Below are 14,476 nucleotides of genomic sequence, written 5' to 3' on the forward strand. Positions count from 1 at the left end.
CGGCTCCCGCCCGGTCGGCAGTAGCTATTTTGAATGCCGAAAACTCTCAGCACCAACGACCACGACCGGAACATTGCCGGCCTGCGCTACGTTTATCCGGTAATTTCCCGCCGCGCCGGCGGCCTGTCGATTGGGATTAATTTCAATCCCAACAACGCCTGCAACTGGCATTGCGTCTACTGCCAAGTCCCCGGCCTGCAGCGCGGTAATGCGCCGGAATTGGATTTTGCGTTGTTGGAGCAAGAGCTGCGAGAGTTCCTGAATCAGGTCTTAAACGGCGACTTTTATCAGCGCTTCAATATCCCGGAACCGCAGCGCGTGATTAAGGACATCGCCATCTCCGGTAACGGCGAACCCACCAGTTTGAAGAATTTCGACCGCGCCGCCGACCTCATAGGCGGGATCGCCAGTCAAGCCGGCCTGTTTCCGGAAAGTCGTTATGTACTGATCAGTAACGGCAGTTTGATTCATCAATCCGCGGTCCAACAAGGACTGAGAACCTTGGCGCGTTACAACGGCGAGCTTTGGTTCAAGCTGGATAGCGCGACCGAGTCGGGCCGCAAGCTGATCAATCAGACCGGGCAAAGCCAGCAGAAACTGTTGGAGCACTTGCGAATCGCCGCAAAACTTTGCCGAACCAAATTACAGACCTGCGTTTTCAGCTATCGATTTGCGTGGTCAGACCAAGAGAAACAAGCTTATTTGAGTTTGTTAAAACAATTGCGGCAGATGGATATAAAGATCGAGCAGGTCATGCTTTACAGCTTGGCACGACCGTCTCTACAAGCGGAAGCGGCGGAATTGGCCAAAGCATCCACAGCTAGCATGGATGCTTTGGCAGCCGACGTCAGCGCCCTGGGCTATGACGTCAGCGTCAGTTATTAAGCGCGAATATCTAATATCGAACCCAGCATTTTTTCGTGGGCCTTGATGATTTTGACGCCGGCCGAAGTTTCCAATTCGGCTTCTTTCAAACTCAACACCGGCTTGAACATCTCTGCCGAGCCGACATCTTTGGAACCACCGACCTCCTGCTCCTGAACCGGCAGACTTGCGATAGTTTGCGCAGCGGTACTGGCCTTTTGCTGAGCTTGCGAGATCAGGCTGGTGGCACTATTCAGAGCGTTGGTAATCATGGTTACACCTCCTGCAAAACAGGTTTGCATCATACCGCTTAGCGTAGCGGCCGACAGCCCATAACTTTAATTTTTGTCAGCATTTTGCAGACGCAATCACACTCGTTAACTATTTGTCTTTTTTAAAGATTTTTGCACACCAACCTTGCAGGTAAGGCGCCAACTTGCTTTGGCAGAGCGCGCAGCCAGACGAGCCCGTCCGCTTGGCCCAAGCGGCCAATTTGCGGTAAGCATCAATGCCGCCTAACTCCTCGAATTTGGTTTCGACGATGGTACTCCACTGCGGCCTGGGTTGGCCCTGCCCATCCAGAAACACTTTGTCGAATAGCCACATTTCCGCCACCGACACCGTCCACATAAACGCAAACGATACCGCCATGCCGCCGCCGGCCAATACCACCAGCCAAGCAAATATCGGATGCAATTTGGTCAACCACCACGACAAAATATCCACTAGCAGGAAAACATATGGCATGCCGATCGCGATCGACTTGTATTTGACGGTACTGGTTTCGGCAAAACTGAAAATCAAGCCGACAAACATGAATATGAAACTGATGCCGAACAAATGGATATGCGACACCCGAGTCAACGAGCCGAAGGTGGCGCCTTCGTCCTCTTTGGTCAACTCCTTCAGAACCTTGAAATCGGTGAAATCCGGCAGCGACGATTCCTTGTTGTGGCACATCACGCAGCGTTCCTGAATGATCTTGGCCACGCCGGACTCTTCGTATTCGTCCTGGTCGGCGCCGTCGCGCACCCATTGAATGATTTGAAACCGCTCCTGTTCCGAGGCGTTTTCCTTCATCGAACCATTCAGTTTGGTCTCCAACACCGTGCCGGAGCGGTTCCCGTAGTAGCTGTACACGATGTCGTCTATCGACAGGCCGAATTTACCGTCGGCCATCCCGTGGGTAAACAGGATCTGAATCAACGCCACCAGATAACCGACCGCCACCGTTGTCAAATAACCGGTGAACAGCACTTTAACCGGGATATCCAATTGTTTTAACGATGAAAATTCGCGTGCCATACTCTAATCCCAGTTTAGAAAAGGAGTCTGCATTATAGCTTGCTGGACGGGCCGTCCCCTAGCGAAACGGCTTTGTTTCGCGCATAAAAAAGGCCCTTGAACAATCAAGAGCCTTTTGTTTCCGTAACCGTTAAGGTTTATCTGGGCGACACATTGGTGGCGGTCAAGCCTTTGGGGCCGGATTCGATATCGAACTGGACCGATTGGCCAGGCGACAAGGTTTTAAAACCTTCTCCCAAAATCACGGAATGATGTACGAACACATCTTCTTTTCCTTCGGAAGGCTCGATAAATCCAAAACCTTTGGTGTTGTTAAACCACTTTACAGTGCCTGTTGCCATCTTAAAACTCCTACAAAATAAAACTATTGGTTACGCAGACCGACATTAATGGCAACCGTTGCTGCCTGAAGCAGTGGCGATAAGCCGCAAACATCTATTATCTGAGCGCGGGCATTGTACTTTGAATCAATGGTCTAAGCTACCGGCGATATTCGGGCATTCCCCTGAAGACTAAGCGGAAATTTTGTCCAGCCCAAGCCTCGACGCTTGAAAACCGATTCAGGCCGCCCCATGTCGGTCGCAACCAAACTTATTTTCCTAACGAGGTACGCTGCATGCGAATGGATAAATTAACCAGTAAATTTCAACAGGCTCTCGGCGACGCGCAAAGTCTGGCGCTCGGCAAAGACCACCAATTCATTGAGCCGTTGCATGTCATGCAGGCCTTGATCGACCAGGAAGGCGGCAGTATCAAACCTTTGTTGCAGCAGGTCGGGGTTCAGGTCAACGCCTTGCGCAACGATCTGTTGAAAGAGATCGACCGTTTGGCCAGCGTTTCAGGCGCCGGCGGCGATGTGCAAATTTCCAATGAATTGTCGCGGACGCTGAATTTGACCGACAAATTGGCGCAAAAACGCAAAGACGCCTACATCTCCAGCGAACTGTTCCTGTTGGCGGCGCTGGACACCAACGGAACCTTGCAGAACCTGCTGAAAAAGGCCGGCGTCACCGCATCGGCCGTCGAAAAAGCCATCGACAACATGCGCGGCGGTCAGAACGTCAACGATGCCAATGCCGAAGACCAGCGCCAGGCTTTAAAAAAATACACGATCAATCTGACCGAGCGGGCCGAGCAAGGCAAGCTGGATCCGGTGATCGGCCGCGACGACGAAATCCGCCGCACGATACAAGTCTTGCAACGCCGCACCAAGAACAATCCGGTGTTGATCGGCGAGCCCGGCGTCGGTAAAACTGCGATCGTCGAAGGCCTGGCCCAACGCATCGTCAACGGCGAGGTGCCGGAAGGCATCAAGGGCAAGCAATTGTTGTCGCTGGACATGGCCGCGCTGATCGCTGGCGCCAAATTCCGCGGCGAGTTCGAGGAGCGCCTGAAAGCGGTCTTGAACGACATCGCCAAGCTGGAAGGCCAGGTGATTCTGTTCATCGACGAGTTGCATACCATGGTCGGCGCCGGCAAAGCCGAAGGCGCGATGGACGCCGGCAATATGCTCAAGCCTGCCCTGGCGCGCGGCGAGCTGCATTGCGTGGGTGCGACGACGCTGGACGAATACCGCCAATACATCGAAAAGGACGCCGCATTGGAACGCCGTTTTCAAAAAGTCTTGGTCGACGAGCCCAGCGTCGAAGACACCATCGCCATCCTGCGCGGCTTAAAGGAACGTTACGAAATCCACCACAGCGTCGACATTACCGACCCGGCCATCGTCGCCGCGGCGATGCTGTCGCACCGTTATATCTCCGACCGGCAATTGCCGGACAAGGCCATCGATCTGATCGACGAAGCCGCCAGCCGGATTCGGATGGAAATGGATTCCAAACCGGAAGCGATGGATAAACTCGACCGCCGCCTGATTCAGCTGAAAATCGAACGCGAGGCGATGAAAAACGAAAGCGACCCAGCCTCGAAAAAGCGCCTGGAAACCTTGCAGGAAGACATTGCCGAGCTGGAGAAAGAATATTCCGATCTCGACGAAATCTGGAAAGCTGAAAAGGCGGCGCTGCAAGGCACGGCCACCATCAAAGAGCGGCTGGAACACGCTCGCCTGGAGTTGGAAGCTGCCCGCCGCAATCAGGATTACACCCGGATGTCGGAGCTGCAATACGGCGAGATTCCGAAACTGGAGAAGGAGCTGGACTTGGCATCGCAAGCCGAAATGCAGGAAGCCAAATTATTGCGCAGCAAAGTCACGGATGAGGAAATCGCCGAAGTCGTATCGAAATGGACCGGCATCCCGGTCTCGAAAATGATGGAAGGCGAGCGGGAAAAACTGTTGCGGATGGAAGAAGAATTGGGCAAACGCGTGATTGGCCAAACGGAAGCCTTGAAAGCCGTCAGCAATGCGATCCGCCGCTCCCGCGCCGGGCTTTCCGACCCGAACCGGCCGAACGGTTCGTTCCTGTTTTTGGGGCCGACCGGCGTCGGTAAAACCGAGTTGTGCAAGGCCTTGGCCGAATTCATGTTTGACACCGAAGAAGCCATGGTCCGCATCGATATGTCGGAATTCATGGAGAAACATTCGGTCGCGCGTTTGATCGGTGCACCGCCGGGTTACGTCGGCTACGAAGAAGGCGGTTACCTGACCGAAGCCGTGCGCCGTAAGCCCTACTCTGTGATCCTGCTCGACGAGATCGAAAAAGCCCACAACGACGTGTTCAATGTCTTGCTGCAAGTGTTGGACGACGGCCGACTGACCGACGGCCAGGGCCGCACCGTGGATTTCAAGAACACGGTGGTGGTGATGACGTCCAACCTGGGCTCCAGCGTGATTCAGGAACTGGCGGGCGAAGACAACTATGCCGAAATGAAAGACGCGGTAATGGACATCGTCGGCCAGCATTTCCGGCCGGAATTCATCAACCGGGTCGACGAGGCCGTGGTGTTCCATCCGCTGGAACAAGACCAGATTCGGGCAATCTGCAAAATCCAGATCGATTTGCTGCGCCGTCGTCTGCAAGAGAAGGAGATCGGCTTGGCCGTCAGCGAACCGGCCTTGGATCTACTCGGCGAGGCCGGCTTCGATCCGGTCTACGGTGCACGGCCATTGAAACGGGCGATACAACGCCAATTGGAAAATCCGTTGGCTAACGAAATATTGGCCGGCCGTTTCTTGCCGGGCAATACGATAAAAATCGATGTTGCCAACGACGGCCTGACCTTCAGCAAATAAGCCCGCCGCGCCGGCCCGGATTCAAGTCCGGGCCGACGCGGGTTCCGCTAAATTTTTACCGTCCGCCCTTCGGCGGCCGCTTGCAACGCAGCGACAATCGTCCGGCAATTGTCGCGGGCATCGTCGAACGACAATTGCGGCGGCTTGCCGTTTAGCACGCAATCGCTGAAATGTTCGATCTCCAAACGAAAATGGTTCGCTGCCGGCATCCGTTCTTCGGCGAAGCGGCCGTCCTCGGTCCACCAGGAAATAATCGGAATATCGCCCGGCAATTGCCAGACGACGTGGCATTTTATGCCGCCCCGGGTGCCGATGATCTCGTATTCGCAACGTCGCGCCCGCTCGAAACTGAAATCGAAGTGGCCAAATTTGCCGTCTCCAAAATCCAGCACCCCGCTGGTGGTAATGTCGGCACCGCTTTCGACATACTTGGATAAAGCAGTAACCGTGCGCGGCGCCTGCTGAAAAAACATCCGCAACGAATGGATCGCATAACAGCCGATATCCCACATCGCACCGCCGCCGCGCGAAACATCCTCCGCCAACCGGTACATCCGCGCCGGCCGCATCATGAACGAATAGCTAGCTCGTACCGAACGCACCTCGCCGATCAAGCCGGAGCCGATCAATTCCAATACCCGAGCATGCTGCGGATGGAAACGGTACATAAACCCTTCCATGACCGTCACCCGATAGCGGCGGGCAGCGGTTTCGATGGCATCGATGTCGGCCACGGTCAAAGCCATCGGTTTTTCGCAGAGTACGTGTTTGCGGTGCTCGATGGCTCGTAGGGTCCATTCCGCGTGTTCGTGGTTGGCCATCGGCAAATATATGGCTTGCACGTCGTCGTCGTTGAGCAGGCTGTCCAAATTGTCGTAACTTTGAATATTGGGATGGCAAGGAGCGTATTGGGCCAAAGTTTGCGCGGCGGCTCCCGGCCGCCGGCTGGCTATCCCGACCAATTCGGAATTCTGAGCCTCGACTATAGCCGGCAGCAGGCGCTCGTTGATACGCGCCGCCCCGAGTATTCCCCAGCGCAGCTTGGCTTGATCTTGGTTATTCATGGCGATTACCTTTTACTGATATTCTTAAGCAGTAACAGATTAGCAGCTTGTTTAACAGCCGCAAACGCGGCTGGAAAAAAGTCTTCCGCGGCAAGCAAACGATTGTCCGAAAACGTGGCGCCAAGTGCGGCGACTAAAACATCACTCGGCAACTGAAAAAACGCCAGGCACAAAAAAGGCCCGGACGTTTCCATCCGGGCCTTTTGCAATCGATTATGCCTAAACCAAAATTAAGCCATGGCGCGCAGTCTGTTATTCAATCTGCTTTTACCGCGGGCGGCTTTATTTTTGTGGATCAAGCCTTTGTTGACGGCTGAATCGATAACAGGGACAGCCACTTTGAACGCGGCTTGCGCTTGCTCTTTATCGCCTGCTCTAACAGCGGCGATCACTTTTTTGATGAAAGTGCGTAAGTTGCTGCGCTGTCCGGCATTGCGAATACGGCTTTTCTCTGCCTGACGCGCTCTTTTTCTAGCTTGTGGTGAATTCGCCATAGTCTATCAATTTGTTTCAGTGAATTTGGAACCGCATATTATCTTTTTGAATGCTATGATTGTCAAATTTTTAGCTGCGTCTGAATAGACGGGAAGATTCGTGAGTAAACAGCTTTTCAAATCAACCGCCATTGTCGGCAGTATGACATTGATTTCGCGGTTGATGGGCTTCGCCAGAGACATGCTGTTCGCCAATATTTTCGGGGTTAATGCTGCCACCGATGCTTTCTTCGTCGCGTTCCGGATTCCCAATTTTTTACGCCGTTTATTTGCCGAAGGCGCTTTCGCTCAAGCCTTCGTACCGCTGCTGTCCGATCACCATCAAAAAGGTACTAGAGAAGCATTACGCCAGTTCATAGACCGCAGCTCAGGCACCTTGGCAGCCCTACTGGCTCTGGTCGCGCTAGCCGGAGTCGTTGCAGCCCCCTTGTTAATCCTGGTGTTTGCGCCGGGATTTTTGTGGGAAGGCAGCCAATACGAGTTGACCGTACAAATGCTGCGCATCACATTTCCTTACCTGTTTTTCGTCACATTGGTCGCTTTTGCCGGCGCAATATTGAATGCCCAAGGCCGATTTGCGGTTCCGGCTTTGACACCGGTGATCTTGAACCTCGCGATGATCGCTGCCGCAATCTGGCTGGCACCGCTAATGGACCAACCGATTGTCGCGCTGGCCTGGGGCGTACTCGCCGCCGGCGCCATCCAGTTGGCATTTCAAATTCCGCCGTTATTACGCCTCGGCCTACTACCGCGGCCACGCTGGGCCTACCGCGACCCGGACGTAAGACGCATGCTGACGCGGATGCCGTCGGCTATTTTCGGCGTCTCGGTGGTGCAGGTCAACTTGCTGTTTGGCACTTTGGTAGCTTCTTTTCTGGCTCCGGGCAGCGTGTCCTGGCTGTATTACTCAGACCGCCTGGTCGAATTCCCGCTTGGAATCCTCGGCATTGCCGTCGCTACCGTGATTTTGCCGCATCTGTCGGCACATCATGCCACGTCGGACCAGCTTGGATTTTCCAAGGCATTGGATTGGGGCTTGAAACTGACACTACTAATTGGCATGCCGGCCACTTTGGGATTGGCATTTCTGGCCGAACCTTTACTTTCCACCTTGTTCCAATACAACGAATTCGACAGTGGCGACGTCAAGATGGCTGGCCGCAGCCTGATCGCGTATTCCCTGGGCTTGTTGGCTTTTATGCTAATTAAAGTGCTGGCCCCCGGCTTTACCTCCCGCCACGACACCCGCACACCGACAAGATTCGGGGGGTATTCGATGCTTGCCAATGTGGCCTTCAACTTGATTTTGGTCTGGCCTTTGGCTCATGCCGGAGTCGCCTTGGCGACCACCTTATCCGCCTATCTCAACGCACTGCTATTGTTACGCAACCTGGTTACGACGCGCATTTACCAACCTTGCGCCGGTTGGTACGGTTATATTGGACGGATTGTGGCGGCCAATGCAGCCATGTCGGCATTTTTGTACTATTTTGTCGATGCCGGCTTATGGCTGAATTGGAACGCCGCTCAACGCGGCCTGAACTTGGCGGCAACAATCGGCTTGGCAATAATCGTTTACGGCAGCGCTCTGCTACTATCCGGTTTCCGCCCGCGGCATATCGGATTCCGAGAATCGGTCACGGCTTGAGATTTAATCCGCCGCCACCATTGTCATGTAGAATGCGCTGCCAACAGCGGTTTCCATCACGATACAATTTATTTTTCAGTAAGCTATGAACACTAAAACAATCGGCTTTATCGGCGGCGGCAACATGGCAACCAGCTTGATGCGCGGCCTGATAGCCAGTGGCCACTCGCCCCAGCAAATCTGGGTATCCGATGCCGCTCCCGACATCCTGAAGTCCCACGCCGATCAATTGCACGTCAATATTTCCGCCGATAACGCTAATATCGCCAACGAAGCCGACGTCGTGGTTCTGGCGGTCAAACCGCAGATTCTGCGAGACGTCTGCTTGCAAATCGCACCGCAACTGAAACAAAAGAACGTTCTGGTAGTGTCGATCGCCGCCGGCATCGGTCAACAAAGCTTGGCGCTATGGCTGGGCGCAAACACCGCCATCGTCCGTTGCATGCCCAACACCCCGGCTTTGGTTCAAACCGGTGCCACGGCATTGCACGCCAATCCGCAAGTCAACGAGGAACAGAAAGACCTGGCCGAGAACATCCTGCGCGCCGTCGGCTTGACGTTATGGTTCGGGGACGAGGCCAAACTCGACGCCGTTACTGCCGTCTCCGGCAGCGGCCCGGCCTATTTTTTTCTGTTAATGGAAGCGATGGAGCAGGCCGCTTTGGAACTGGGTCTGGACGAACATTCCGCGCGTTTATTAATTCAGCAAACTGCGTTGGGCGCGGCGAAAATCGCCCTGGAATCCGCCGAATCTCCGGCACAACTGCGGGCCCGAGTAACATCGCCAGGCGGTACAACGCAGCGAGCCGTCGAGACCTTTCTGCAACACGGCTTCGTCGATTTGGTATCGAAAGCCCTGCATGCCGCCAGGGACCGCTCGATTGAAATGTCAAAACAACTCGGAGCCGACTGATGGGCAGTAACTACATGACAGATCCCTTGGTGTTTTTGATCGACACCCTGTTCTCGCTCTACATCCTGGCGGTCGCTTTGCGGTTTTTGCTGCAATGGACCCAAGCCGATTTTTACAATCCGATTTCGCAGTTTCTGGTCAAAATCACCCATCCGCCGTTAAGGATCATGCGGCGCTTTATCCCGGCGATCGGCCGTATCGACAGTTCCTCGCTGGTTCTGGCTCTGGTACTGCAAATGATCGCCAATTTTTCGATTCTGGCACTGAAGAGTTTATCGATCAGCGTAGTCGCTTTGCTGTTGCTGTCGTTTACCGACCTAGTAAAAATGCTGTTGGACATTTTTGTCTACGCCATTTTTGCCGCAGCGATCCTGAGCTGGTTCGCAGCGGGCAGTTACAGCAGCGCCTCATCGATCTTGTACAGTTTGACCGAACCGCTGCTGAACGTTTGCCGCAGAGTATTGCCCGATTTAGGCGGCATTGACTTGTCGCCTTTGGCAGCACTGGTGTTGTTGCAACTGGCAAAAATGATGATATTACCGCCATTACATCAGCTGGCCACGATCTTGGGCTAGGTCGGATCGCCGAAAAATATGGGCACACCGAACAACACCGCCAAACGCATCCTGCTAGCGCTCGCTCTGGTCATGCCGATGTTGGCTGCCGATCCGGCCTTTGCCAAAAAAATGTATCGTTGGGTCGACGACAGCGGTAACGTTTATTTTTCCGACCAAGTTCCGCCCGATCAGGTCCAGCACAAACGGGAAACCCTAAACGAAAAGGCACGGGTGACGGATGTGGTAGAAAAAGCCAAAACCGCAGAGCAACTCACCCAGCAAAAACGCCTGGACGAACTGCGCAAGGAGCAGGAGAAGATCATCACGAAACAAGCGGCCAACGATAAAGTCTTACTCAGCACCTTCCGCAGCGTCGACGATTTGGAAAAAGCGATCGCCAACAAATTAGCCGCGATCGATGCGGCGCGTAAGGTGATCGAGGGCAACATCGATTTACTGGAATCGCAATTACGGCAACAGCAACAACAGGCCGCCAATCTAGAACGTAGCGGCAGCAAATTGCCCGACAAACTACTCGGCGACATTGCCGCCAGCAAACAACAAATAGACGCGGCCAAACAAGATCTGCAACGCCACCAATTGGAACGGCAAAACAGCGAAAAAGAGTTCAAAGCCGATGTTGCCCGCTTTCAGTTTTTGACCCAATCGCAAAAAACCGGGAAAACCGACAAATCCTCTCTAGCCGCCAGCAACGCCAGTAACGAACTAGGCTTGTTCGTCTGCGAAGATGCGGTTCAATGCGAAAAGGCCTGGAAAATCGCCGGCGAATTTGTCGCCAGCAACTCCACTACCGGCCAAGACGTGGAAAGCGAAAAACTGATCATGCGGGCGGCACCGCAAACCGATACCGATCTGAGCCTGTCGGCGTCTCTACTGGAAAGGAACGACGTCCGCCAGATATTTCTCGACATACGCTGCCGCCAATCCAGCCTCGGTTTGGAACTGTGCGCCAGCGCCAAAGCCCAAGCCATTCGCGAAGCGTTCGCCCCGTTTATCCAGTCCCAATTAGCGGCGCAGCAGTAAGGTGCCGACGCCCTGGTCGGTAAACAACTCCAGTAACACGGCATGGTCAACCCTGCCGTCAATGATATGGACGCTGGTGACACCGCCTTTCAACGCATCAGTCGCACAGCGGGTTTTCGGAATCATGCCGCCCGATATCGTACCGTCAGCGATTAAGTTGTCGATGTCGGTCAAGGTCAATCCGGTCAGCAAGTTGCCCTGTTTATCCAAAATGCCCGGGGTATTGGTCAGCAGCATCAGCTTTTCGGCTTTCAACACCTCGGCAACCTTGCCCGCCACCAGATCGGCGTTGATATTGTAGGAATGACCGTCCTTGCCAACACCGATCGGCGCTATCACCGGAATAAAATCGCTGTTGCCCAGCATTTCCACCACCGCCGGATCAATGCTGCTGACCTCGCCGACATGGCCTAAATCAATGATTTCCGGCGCATCGTCCAGCGAAGCGCCGGCTTTGGTGATATTGATTTTGCGGGCGTGAATGAAGTTGCCGTCCTTTCCGGTCAAACCTACCGCCTTACCGCCTTGCAGATTGATCAAATTGACGATCTCTTTGTTGACCAAGCCACCTAAAACCATTTCCACCACGTCCATGGTTTCACTGTCGGTCACGCGCATACCGTCGACAAACTCTGAGGTCTTGCCAAGCCGCCCCAGCAGGCTCCCGATCTGCGGGCCGCCACCGTGTACGACGATAGGGTTAATACCCACCAGCTTCATTAACACGATGTCACGCGCGAAGCTGTGCTTCAACGCATCGTCGACCATGGCATTACCGCCGAATTTGATCACGACCGTCCGGCCTTTGAATTTTTGAATGTACGGCAGGGCTTCGATCAGGACGTGGGCAATCTGGTGTGCGGTTTTTTCTTTCATGGTCTCTAACAATTAAAATGGCAAATGAAGGTCGGGATTCACTTTCAGCAGCAGTTGCCTGAACTGCGCCTGAATTTGCTGCATCGCTTCCTGGGTGTCGGCTTCGAACCGGACGGTCAACACCGGCGTGGTATTCGAGGCGCGGACCAAGCCCCAGCCATCGGCAAACTCGACGCGCATACCGTCGATATTGACGATTTTCCCGCCCTTGAACTCGGCTTGAGCGAACAAGCGTTCCATCAAACCGGCTCCTTCGCCTTCCGCCACCGGCACGTGCAGTTCCGGGGTGTTGATACTGTCGGGCAGCTCGGCAAACAACTCGCCGCTACTTCGCATATCGTTGGAAAGGATCTCGACCAGCCGGGCGCAGGCATACAGCGCATCGTCGAAACCGAACCACCGATCGTTGAAAAATATATGGCCGCTCATTTCTCCGGCCAGGGCCGCCGCAGTTTCTTTCAGCTTGGCTTTCATCAGCGAATGGCCGCTTTTCCACATCAAGGGCCGACCTCCGCGTTTAACAATCTGATCGTGCAAATGCCGGGAGCATTTCACGTCGTAAATGATCTCCGATCCAGGCTTATGCGTCAGCACATCGCGGGCAAACAACATCATTTGCCGGTCCGGCCAGATAATTTTACCGGTCGAATCCACCACGCCCAAACGGTCGCCGTCGCCGTCGAAAGCCAGGCCGATATCGGCCGCGTAATGTTTGACGGCAGACATCAAGTCGCTCAGGTTTTCCGGCTTGCTGGGGTCCGGATGGTGATTGGGAAAATTGCCGTCGATCTCGCAAAACAGCTCGACCACTTCGCAACCCAGGGTTTTCAGCAACATCGGCGCCAACCGTCCGGCCGCACCGTTCCCGCAATCGACGACGACCTTCATCGGTCGCACCAGATGCAGATCTTCCGTAATCATGCCGATATATTCGTTGCCGAACAGGCTGTTGCGTTGAATCGAGCCGGGCTCGGTCTGGCTGTAGTCGCCTGCTTCCAGACGCTGTTTCAATTGTTGCAACTTTTCGCCGGATAAGGTCTCGCCGTTCAAAACCAGTTTGAGGCCGTTGTATTCTTTCGGATTATGGCTGCCGGTCACCATCACGCCGCTAGCGCCTTCGCTGTGGTGAGCGACAAAGTACAACAGCGGCGTCGGCACCAAACCGATGTCGAGCACATCGCAGCCGCCGGCTGTCAAACCTTGAGCCATGGCATCCGCTAACTCGGGACTGGTCAAACGGCCGTCTCGGCCCAACACGATGGTCCTGACCTGCTGTTGCCGAGCCTCGTTCGCCAGCACCAAGCCGATCGCCCGCACCGTTTCTGCCGTCAGGTCGCGACCGACTACGCCGCGAATGTCGTAAGCTTTAAAAATATCGCCGCTCTTGACCGCGGGCTTGGCAGGCTTTACCTCGGCCGCAGGCGTCAGCTCGGGCAGACTAACCGGCGCCGAGGACAACGCTATCGGCACGCTGGCGTACTGGTCCGCAGCCGCGGCAGACTTTGAGGGCTCGACAAAATCCATATCGAACGATTCCTCGAAAAAATCGAAGTCCTCGTCGACTTCGACCGGCTTCTCGGGTTGCTTTTCATGTTCCAGAATGCGTTTGAATTGGGCCAAGGTGGACACGATCGGACGCATCTCGTCCAGTTGCACCGGGTAATGCCCCGCACTTTTGCCGGTCATCATATCCTTGGCAGCCTTCAATATACTGCTCTGGTCGTGCCGCAAATAGTCGGCCAACTTTCGGTAACCGATAAAAAACGCCAGACTCACCAACAACGCCGGGATCAGGATAATGCACAGAAACAGCACCACATCGGCAGGCTCGGTAGCTTCACCTGTCCACAAATCCAGTTGCCAGCGACTGTTAAGCAACGGCAGGGTCTGGGGATCGTCAAGTTTTGCAGCGGAATTGCCGGCAGTGGCCAATACGGCACTGTCTTGGCGAACTTCGACAAAACCGCCGCTGAAACTGGTTTTGCCGATTAACAATTGCAATGCATCAGGTTTCAAACTGACCAGTATCACGCCGATCGGCTGCTGATCTTTAATGACCAAGCTGGTTATCGCCAGGTGCCGGTGTTCGCCCTCGCCTTGCACCGACGGCTTTTGTTTGGCGGCGAGCGTCGCCCTGACCATTTCCAAGTCGGCAAACCCCATGTTCGGTGCTTGAGTCAAATCCGGTTCGCTGACATTCGCCGGCAGCAAACGCACTTTCAATGCGTTCGGGATCACGCTCTGCAATCTGGCTGCCACGCTAATGCGGTTTGCAGCATCCTGCGTCTCGGGGCTGAACACGGCAATTACGTCCGGCGCTAGTGCCAGGCCATCGACAACGTGTTGCAAGGTGTCGATTTGGGTCGACAAACTGACGGCCATGCCGTTCGCTACGGCTGTAACGCTGGCTTGTTGCGTCTCTGCAACTTTGGCCGCCGAGAACCAATATGCGCCGCCGCCGGCCAATAAGACCATAAAGACGGCAATGCCGGCGACGATGCTGAATATGCGCCCCATGGTT

At 54.6% G+C, this 14,476-nt stretch carries 13 protein-coding genes; 6 read left to right on the plus strand and 7 right to left on the minus strand.

Translation table 11 applies throughout. From position 1 onward, the window contains the following. The first annotated feature begins 33 nt into the window (after positions 1-33). Positions 34-885, plus strand: coding sequence for a radical SAM protein (locus C2U68_RS02150; RefSeq protein WP_140910865.1), 852 nt, complete (start codon positions 34-36; stop codon positions 883-885). Here the strand turns inward: C2U68_RS02150 and C2U68_RS02155 are convergent. The 3 genes from C2U68_RS02155 to C2U68_RS02165 form a co-directional block, all read right to left on the minus strand. Continuing rightward, a complete protein-coding gene (locus C2U68_RS02155) occupies positions 882-1,136 on the minus strand; it encodes a hypothetical protein (protein WP_140910866.1) in 255 nt (84 codons plus the stop codon). The two genes, C2U68_RS02150 and C2U68_RS02155, sit on opposite strands and share 4 nt — an antisense overlap. A 109-nt stretch (positions 1,137-1,245) precedes the next feature. Beyond that, complete coding sequence (locus tag C2U68_RS02160) at positions 1,246-2,169, minus strand: hypothetical protein (protein ID WP_140910867.1); 924 nt, start codon at positions 2,167-2,169, stop codon at positions 1,246-1,248. 137 nt (positions 2,170-2,306) lie between these two features. After that, complete coding sequence (locus tag C2U68_RS02165; protein WP_140910868.1) at positions 2,307-2,510, minus strand: cold-shock protein; 204 nt, start codon at positions 2,508-2,510, stop codon at positions 2,307-2,309. A gap of 275 nt (positions 2,511-2,785) precedes the next feature. On the opposite strand from C2U68_RS02165, the gene clpB reads away from it, so the two are divergent. After that, on the plus strand, positions 2,786-5,359 hold the full coding sequence (gene clpB / locus C2U68_RS02170; protein WP_140910869.1) for an ATP-dependent chaperone ClpB: 2,574 nt from the start codon (positions 2,786-2,788) through the stop codon (positions 5,357-5,359). Positions 5,360-5,406: 47 nt separating this feature from the next. On the opposite strand, the gene C2U68_RS02175 is transcribed toward clpB, so the two are convergent. Next, positions 5,407-6,423: a Gfo/Idh/MocA family protein gene (locus C2U68_RS02175; protein ID WP_140910870.1), complete on the minus strand. Its 1,017-nt coding sequence runs from the start codon at positions 6,421-6,423 to the stop codon at positions 5,407-5,409. 230 nt (positions 6,424-6,653) lie between these two features. Then, complete coding sequence (rpsT, locus tag C2U68_RS02180; protein WP_140910871.1) at positions 6,654-6,917, minus strand: 30S ribosomal protein S20; 264 nt, start codon at positions 6,915-6,917, stop codon at positions 6,654-6,656. A gap of 100 nt (positions 6,918-7,017) precedes the next feature. On the opposite strand from rpsT, the gene murJ reads away from it, so the two are divergent. The 4 genes from murJ (at position 7,018) to C2U68_RS02200 (ending at position 11,079) form a co-directional block, all read left to right on the plus strand. After that, on the plus strand, positions 7,018-8,565 hold the full coding sequence (gene murJ, locus C2U68_RS02185; RefSeq protein WP_140910872.1) for a murein biosynthesis integral membrane protein MurJ: 1,548 nt from the start codon (positions 7,018-7,020) through the stop codon (positions 8,563-8,565). Between the two features lie 85 nt (positions 8,566-8,650). Then, a complete protein-coding gene (gene proC / locus C2U68_RS02190) occupies positions 8,651-9,478 on the plus strand; it encodes a pyrroline-5-carboxylate reductase (RefSeq protein WP_140910873.1) in 828 nt (275 codons plus the stop codon). Continuing rightward, positions 9,478-10,053 carry a YggT family protein gene (locus C2U68_RS02195; RefSeq protein ID WP_140910874.1) on the plus strand — a complete coding sequence of 192 codons (576 nt, stop codon included), beginning with the start codon at positions 9,478-9,480 and terminating at the stop codon, positions 10,051-10,053. Before proC ends, C2U68_RS02195 begins: the two co-directional genes overlap by 1 nt. An 18-nt stretch (positions 10,054-10,071) precedes the next feature. Next, positions 10,072-11,079, plus strand: a complete 1,008-nt coding sequence (locus C2U68_RS02200) for a DUF4124 domain-containing protein (RefSeq protein WP_260839180.1) — start codon at positions 10,072-10,074, stop codon at positions 11,077-11,079. Here C2U68_RS02200 and argB read toward each other — a convergent pair. Then, entirely contained in the window at positions 11,062-11,955 is an 894-nt protein-coding gene (gene argB, locus C2U68_RS02205; RefSeq protein WP_140910875.1) for an acetylglutamate kinase, read from the minus strand. The genes C2U68_RS02200 and argB overlap by 18 nt on opposite strands. A 12-nt stretch (positions 11,956-11,967) precedes the next feature. After that, positions 11,968-14,472 (minus strand): phosphomannomutase/phosphoglucomutase, encoded by a 2,505-nt coding sequence (locus tag C2U68_RS02210; protein WP_140910876.1) that lies wholly within the window; start codon positions 14,470-14,472, stop codon positions 11,968-11,970. Positions 14,473-14,476 lie beyond the last annotated feature (4 nt).

Origin of the sequence: Methylomonas koyamae (assembly GCF_006483455.1) — a bacterium.
Lineage (GTDB): Bacteria > Pseudomonadota > Gammaproteobacteria > Methylococcales > Methylomonadaceae > Methylomonas > Methylomonas koyamae_B.

Bases quoted from the DNA above. Each gene is read 5' to 3' on its own strand.
- C2U68_RS02150 (WP_140910865.1), top strand. From the start codon at position 34: ATGCCGAAAACTCTCAGCACCAACGACCACGACCGGAACATTGCCGGC.
- C2U68_RS02155 (WP_140910866.1), bottom strand. From the start codon at position 1,136: ATGATTACCAACGCTCTGAATAGTGCCACCAGCCTGATCTCGCAAGCT.
- C2U68_RS02160 (WP_140910867.1), bottom strand. From the start codon at position 2,169: ATGGCACGCGAATTTTCATCGTTAAAACAATTGGATATCCCGGTTAAA.
- C2U68_RS02165 (WP_140910868.1), bottom strand. From the start codon at position 2,510: ATGGCAACAGGCACTGTAAAGTGGTTTAACAACACCAAAGGTTTTGGA.
- clpB (WP_140910869.1), top strand. From the start codon at position 2,786: ATGCGAATGGATAAATTAACCAGTAAATTTCAACAGGCTCTCGGCGAC.
- C2U68_RS02175 (WP_140910870.1), bottom strand. From the start codon at position 6,423: ATGAATAACCAAGATCAAGCCAAGCTGCGCTGGGGAATACTCGGGGCG.
- rpsT (WP_140910871.1), bottom strand. From the start codon at position 6,917: ATGGCGAATTCACCACAAGCTAGAAAAAGAGCGCGTCAGGCAGAGAAA.
- proC (WP_140910873.1), top strand. From the start codon at position 8,651: ATGAACACTAAAACAATCGGCTTTATCGGCGGCGGCAACATGGCAACC.
- C2U68_RS02195 (WP_140910874.1), top strand. From the start codon at position 9,478: ATGGGCAGTAACTACATGACAGATCCCTTGGTGTTTTTGATCGACACC.
- C2U68_RS02200 (WP_260839180.1), top strand. From the start codon at position 10,072: ATGGGCACACCGAACAACACCGCCAAACGCATCCTGCTAGCGCTCGCT.
- argB (WP_140910875.1), bottom strand. From the start codon at position 11,955: ATGAAAGAAAAAACCGCACACCAGATTGCCCACGTCCTGATCGAAGCC.
- C2U68_RS02210 (WP_140910876.1), bottom strand. From the start codon at position 14,472: ATGGGGCGCATATTCAGCATCGTCGCCGGCATTGCCGTCTTTATGGTC.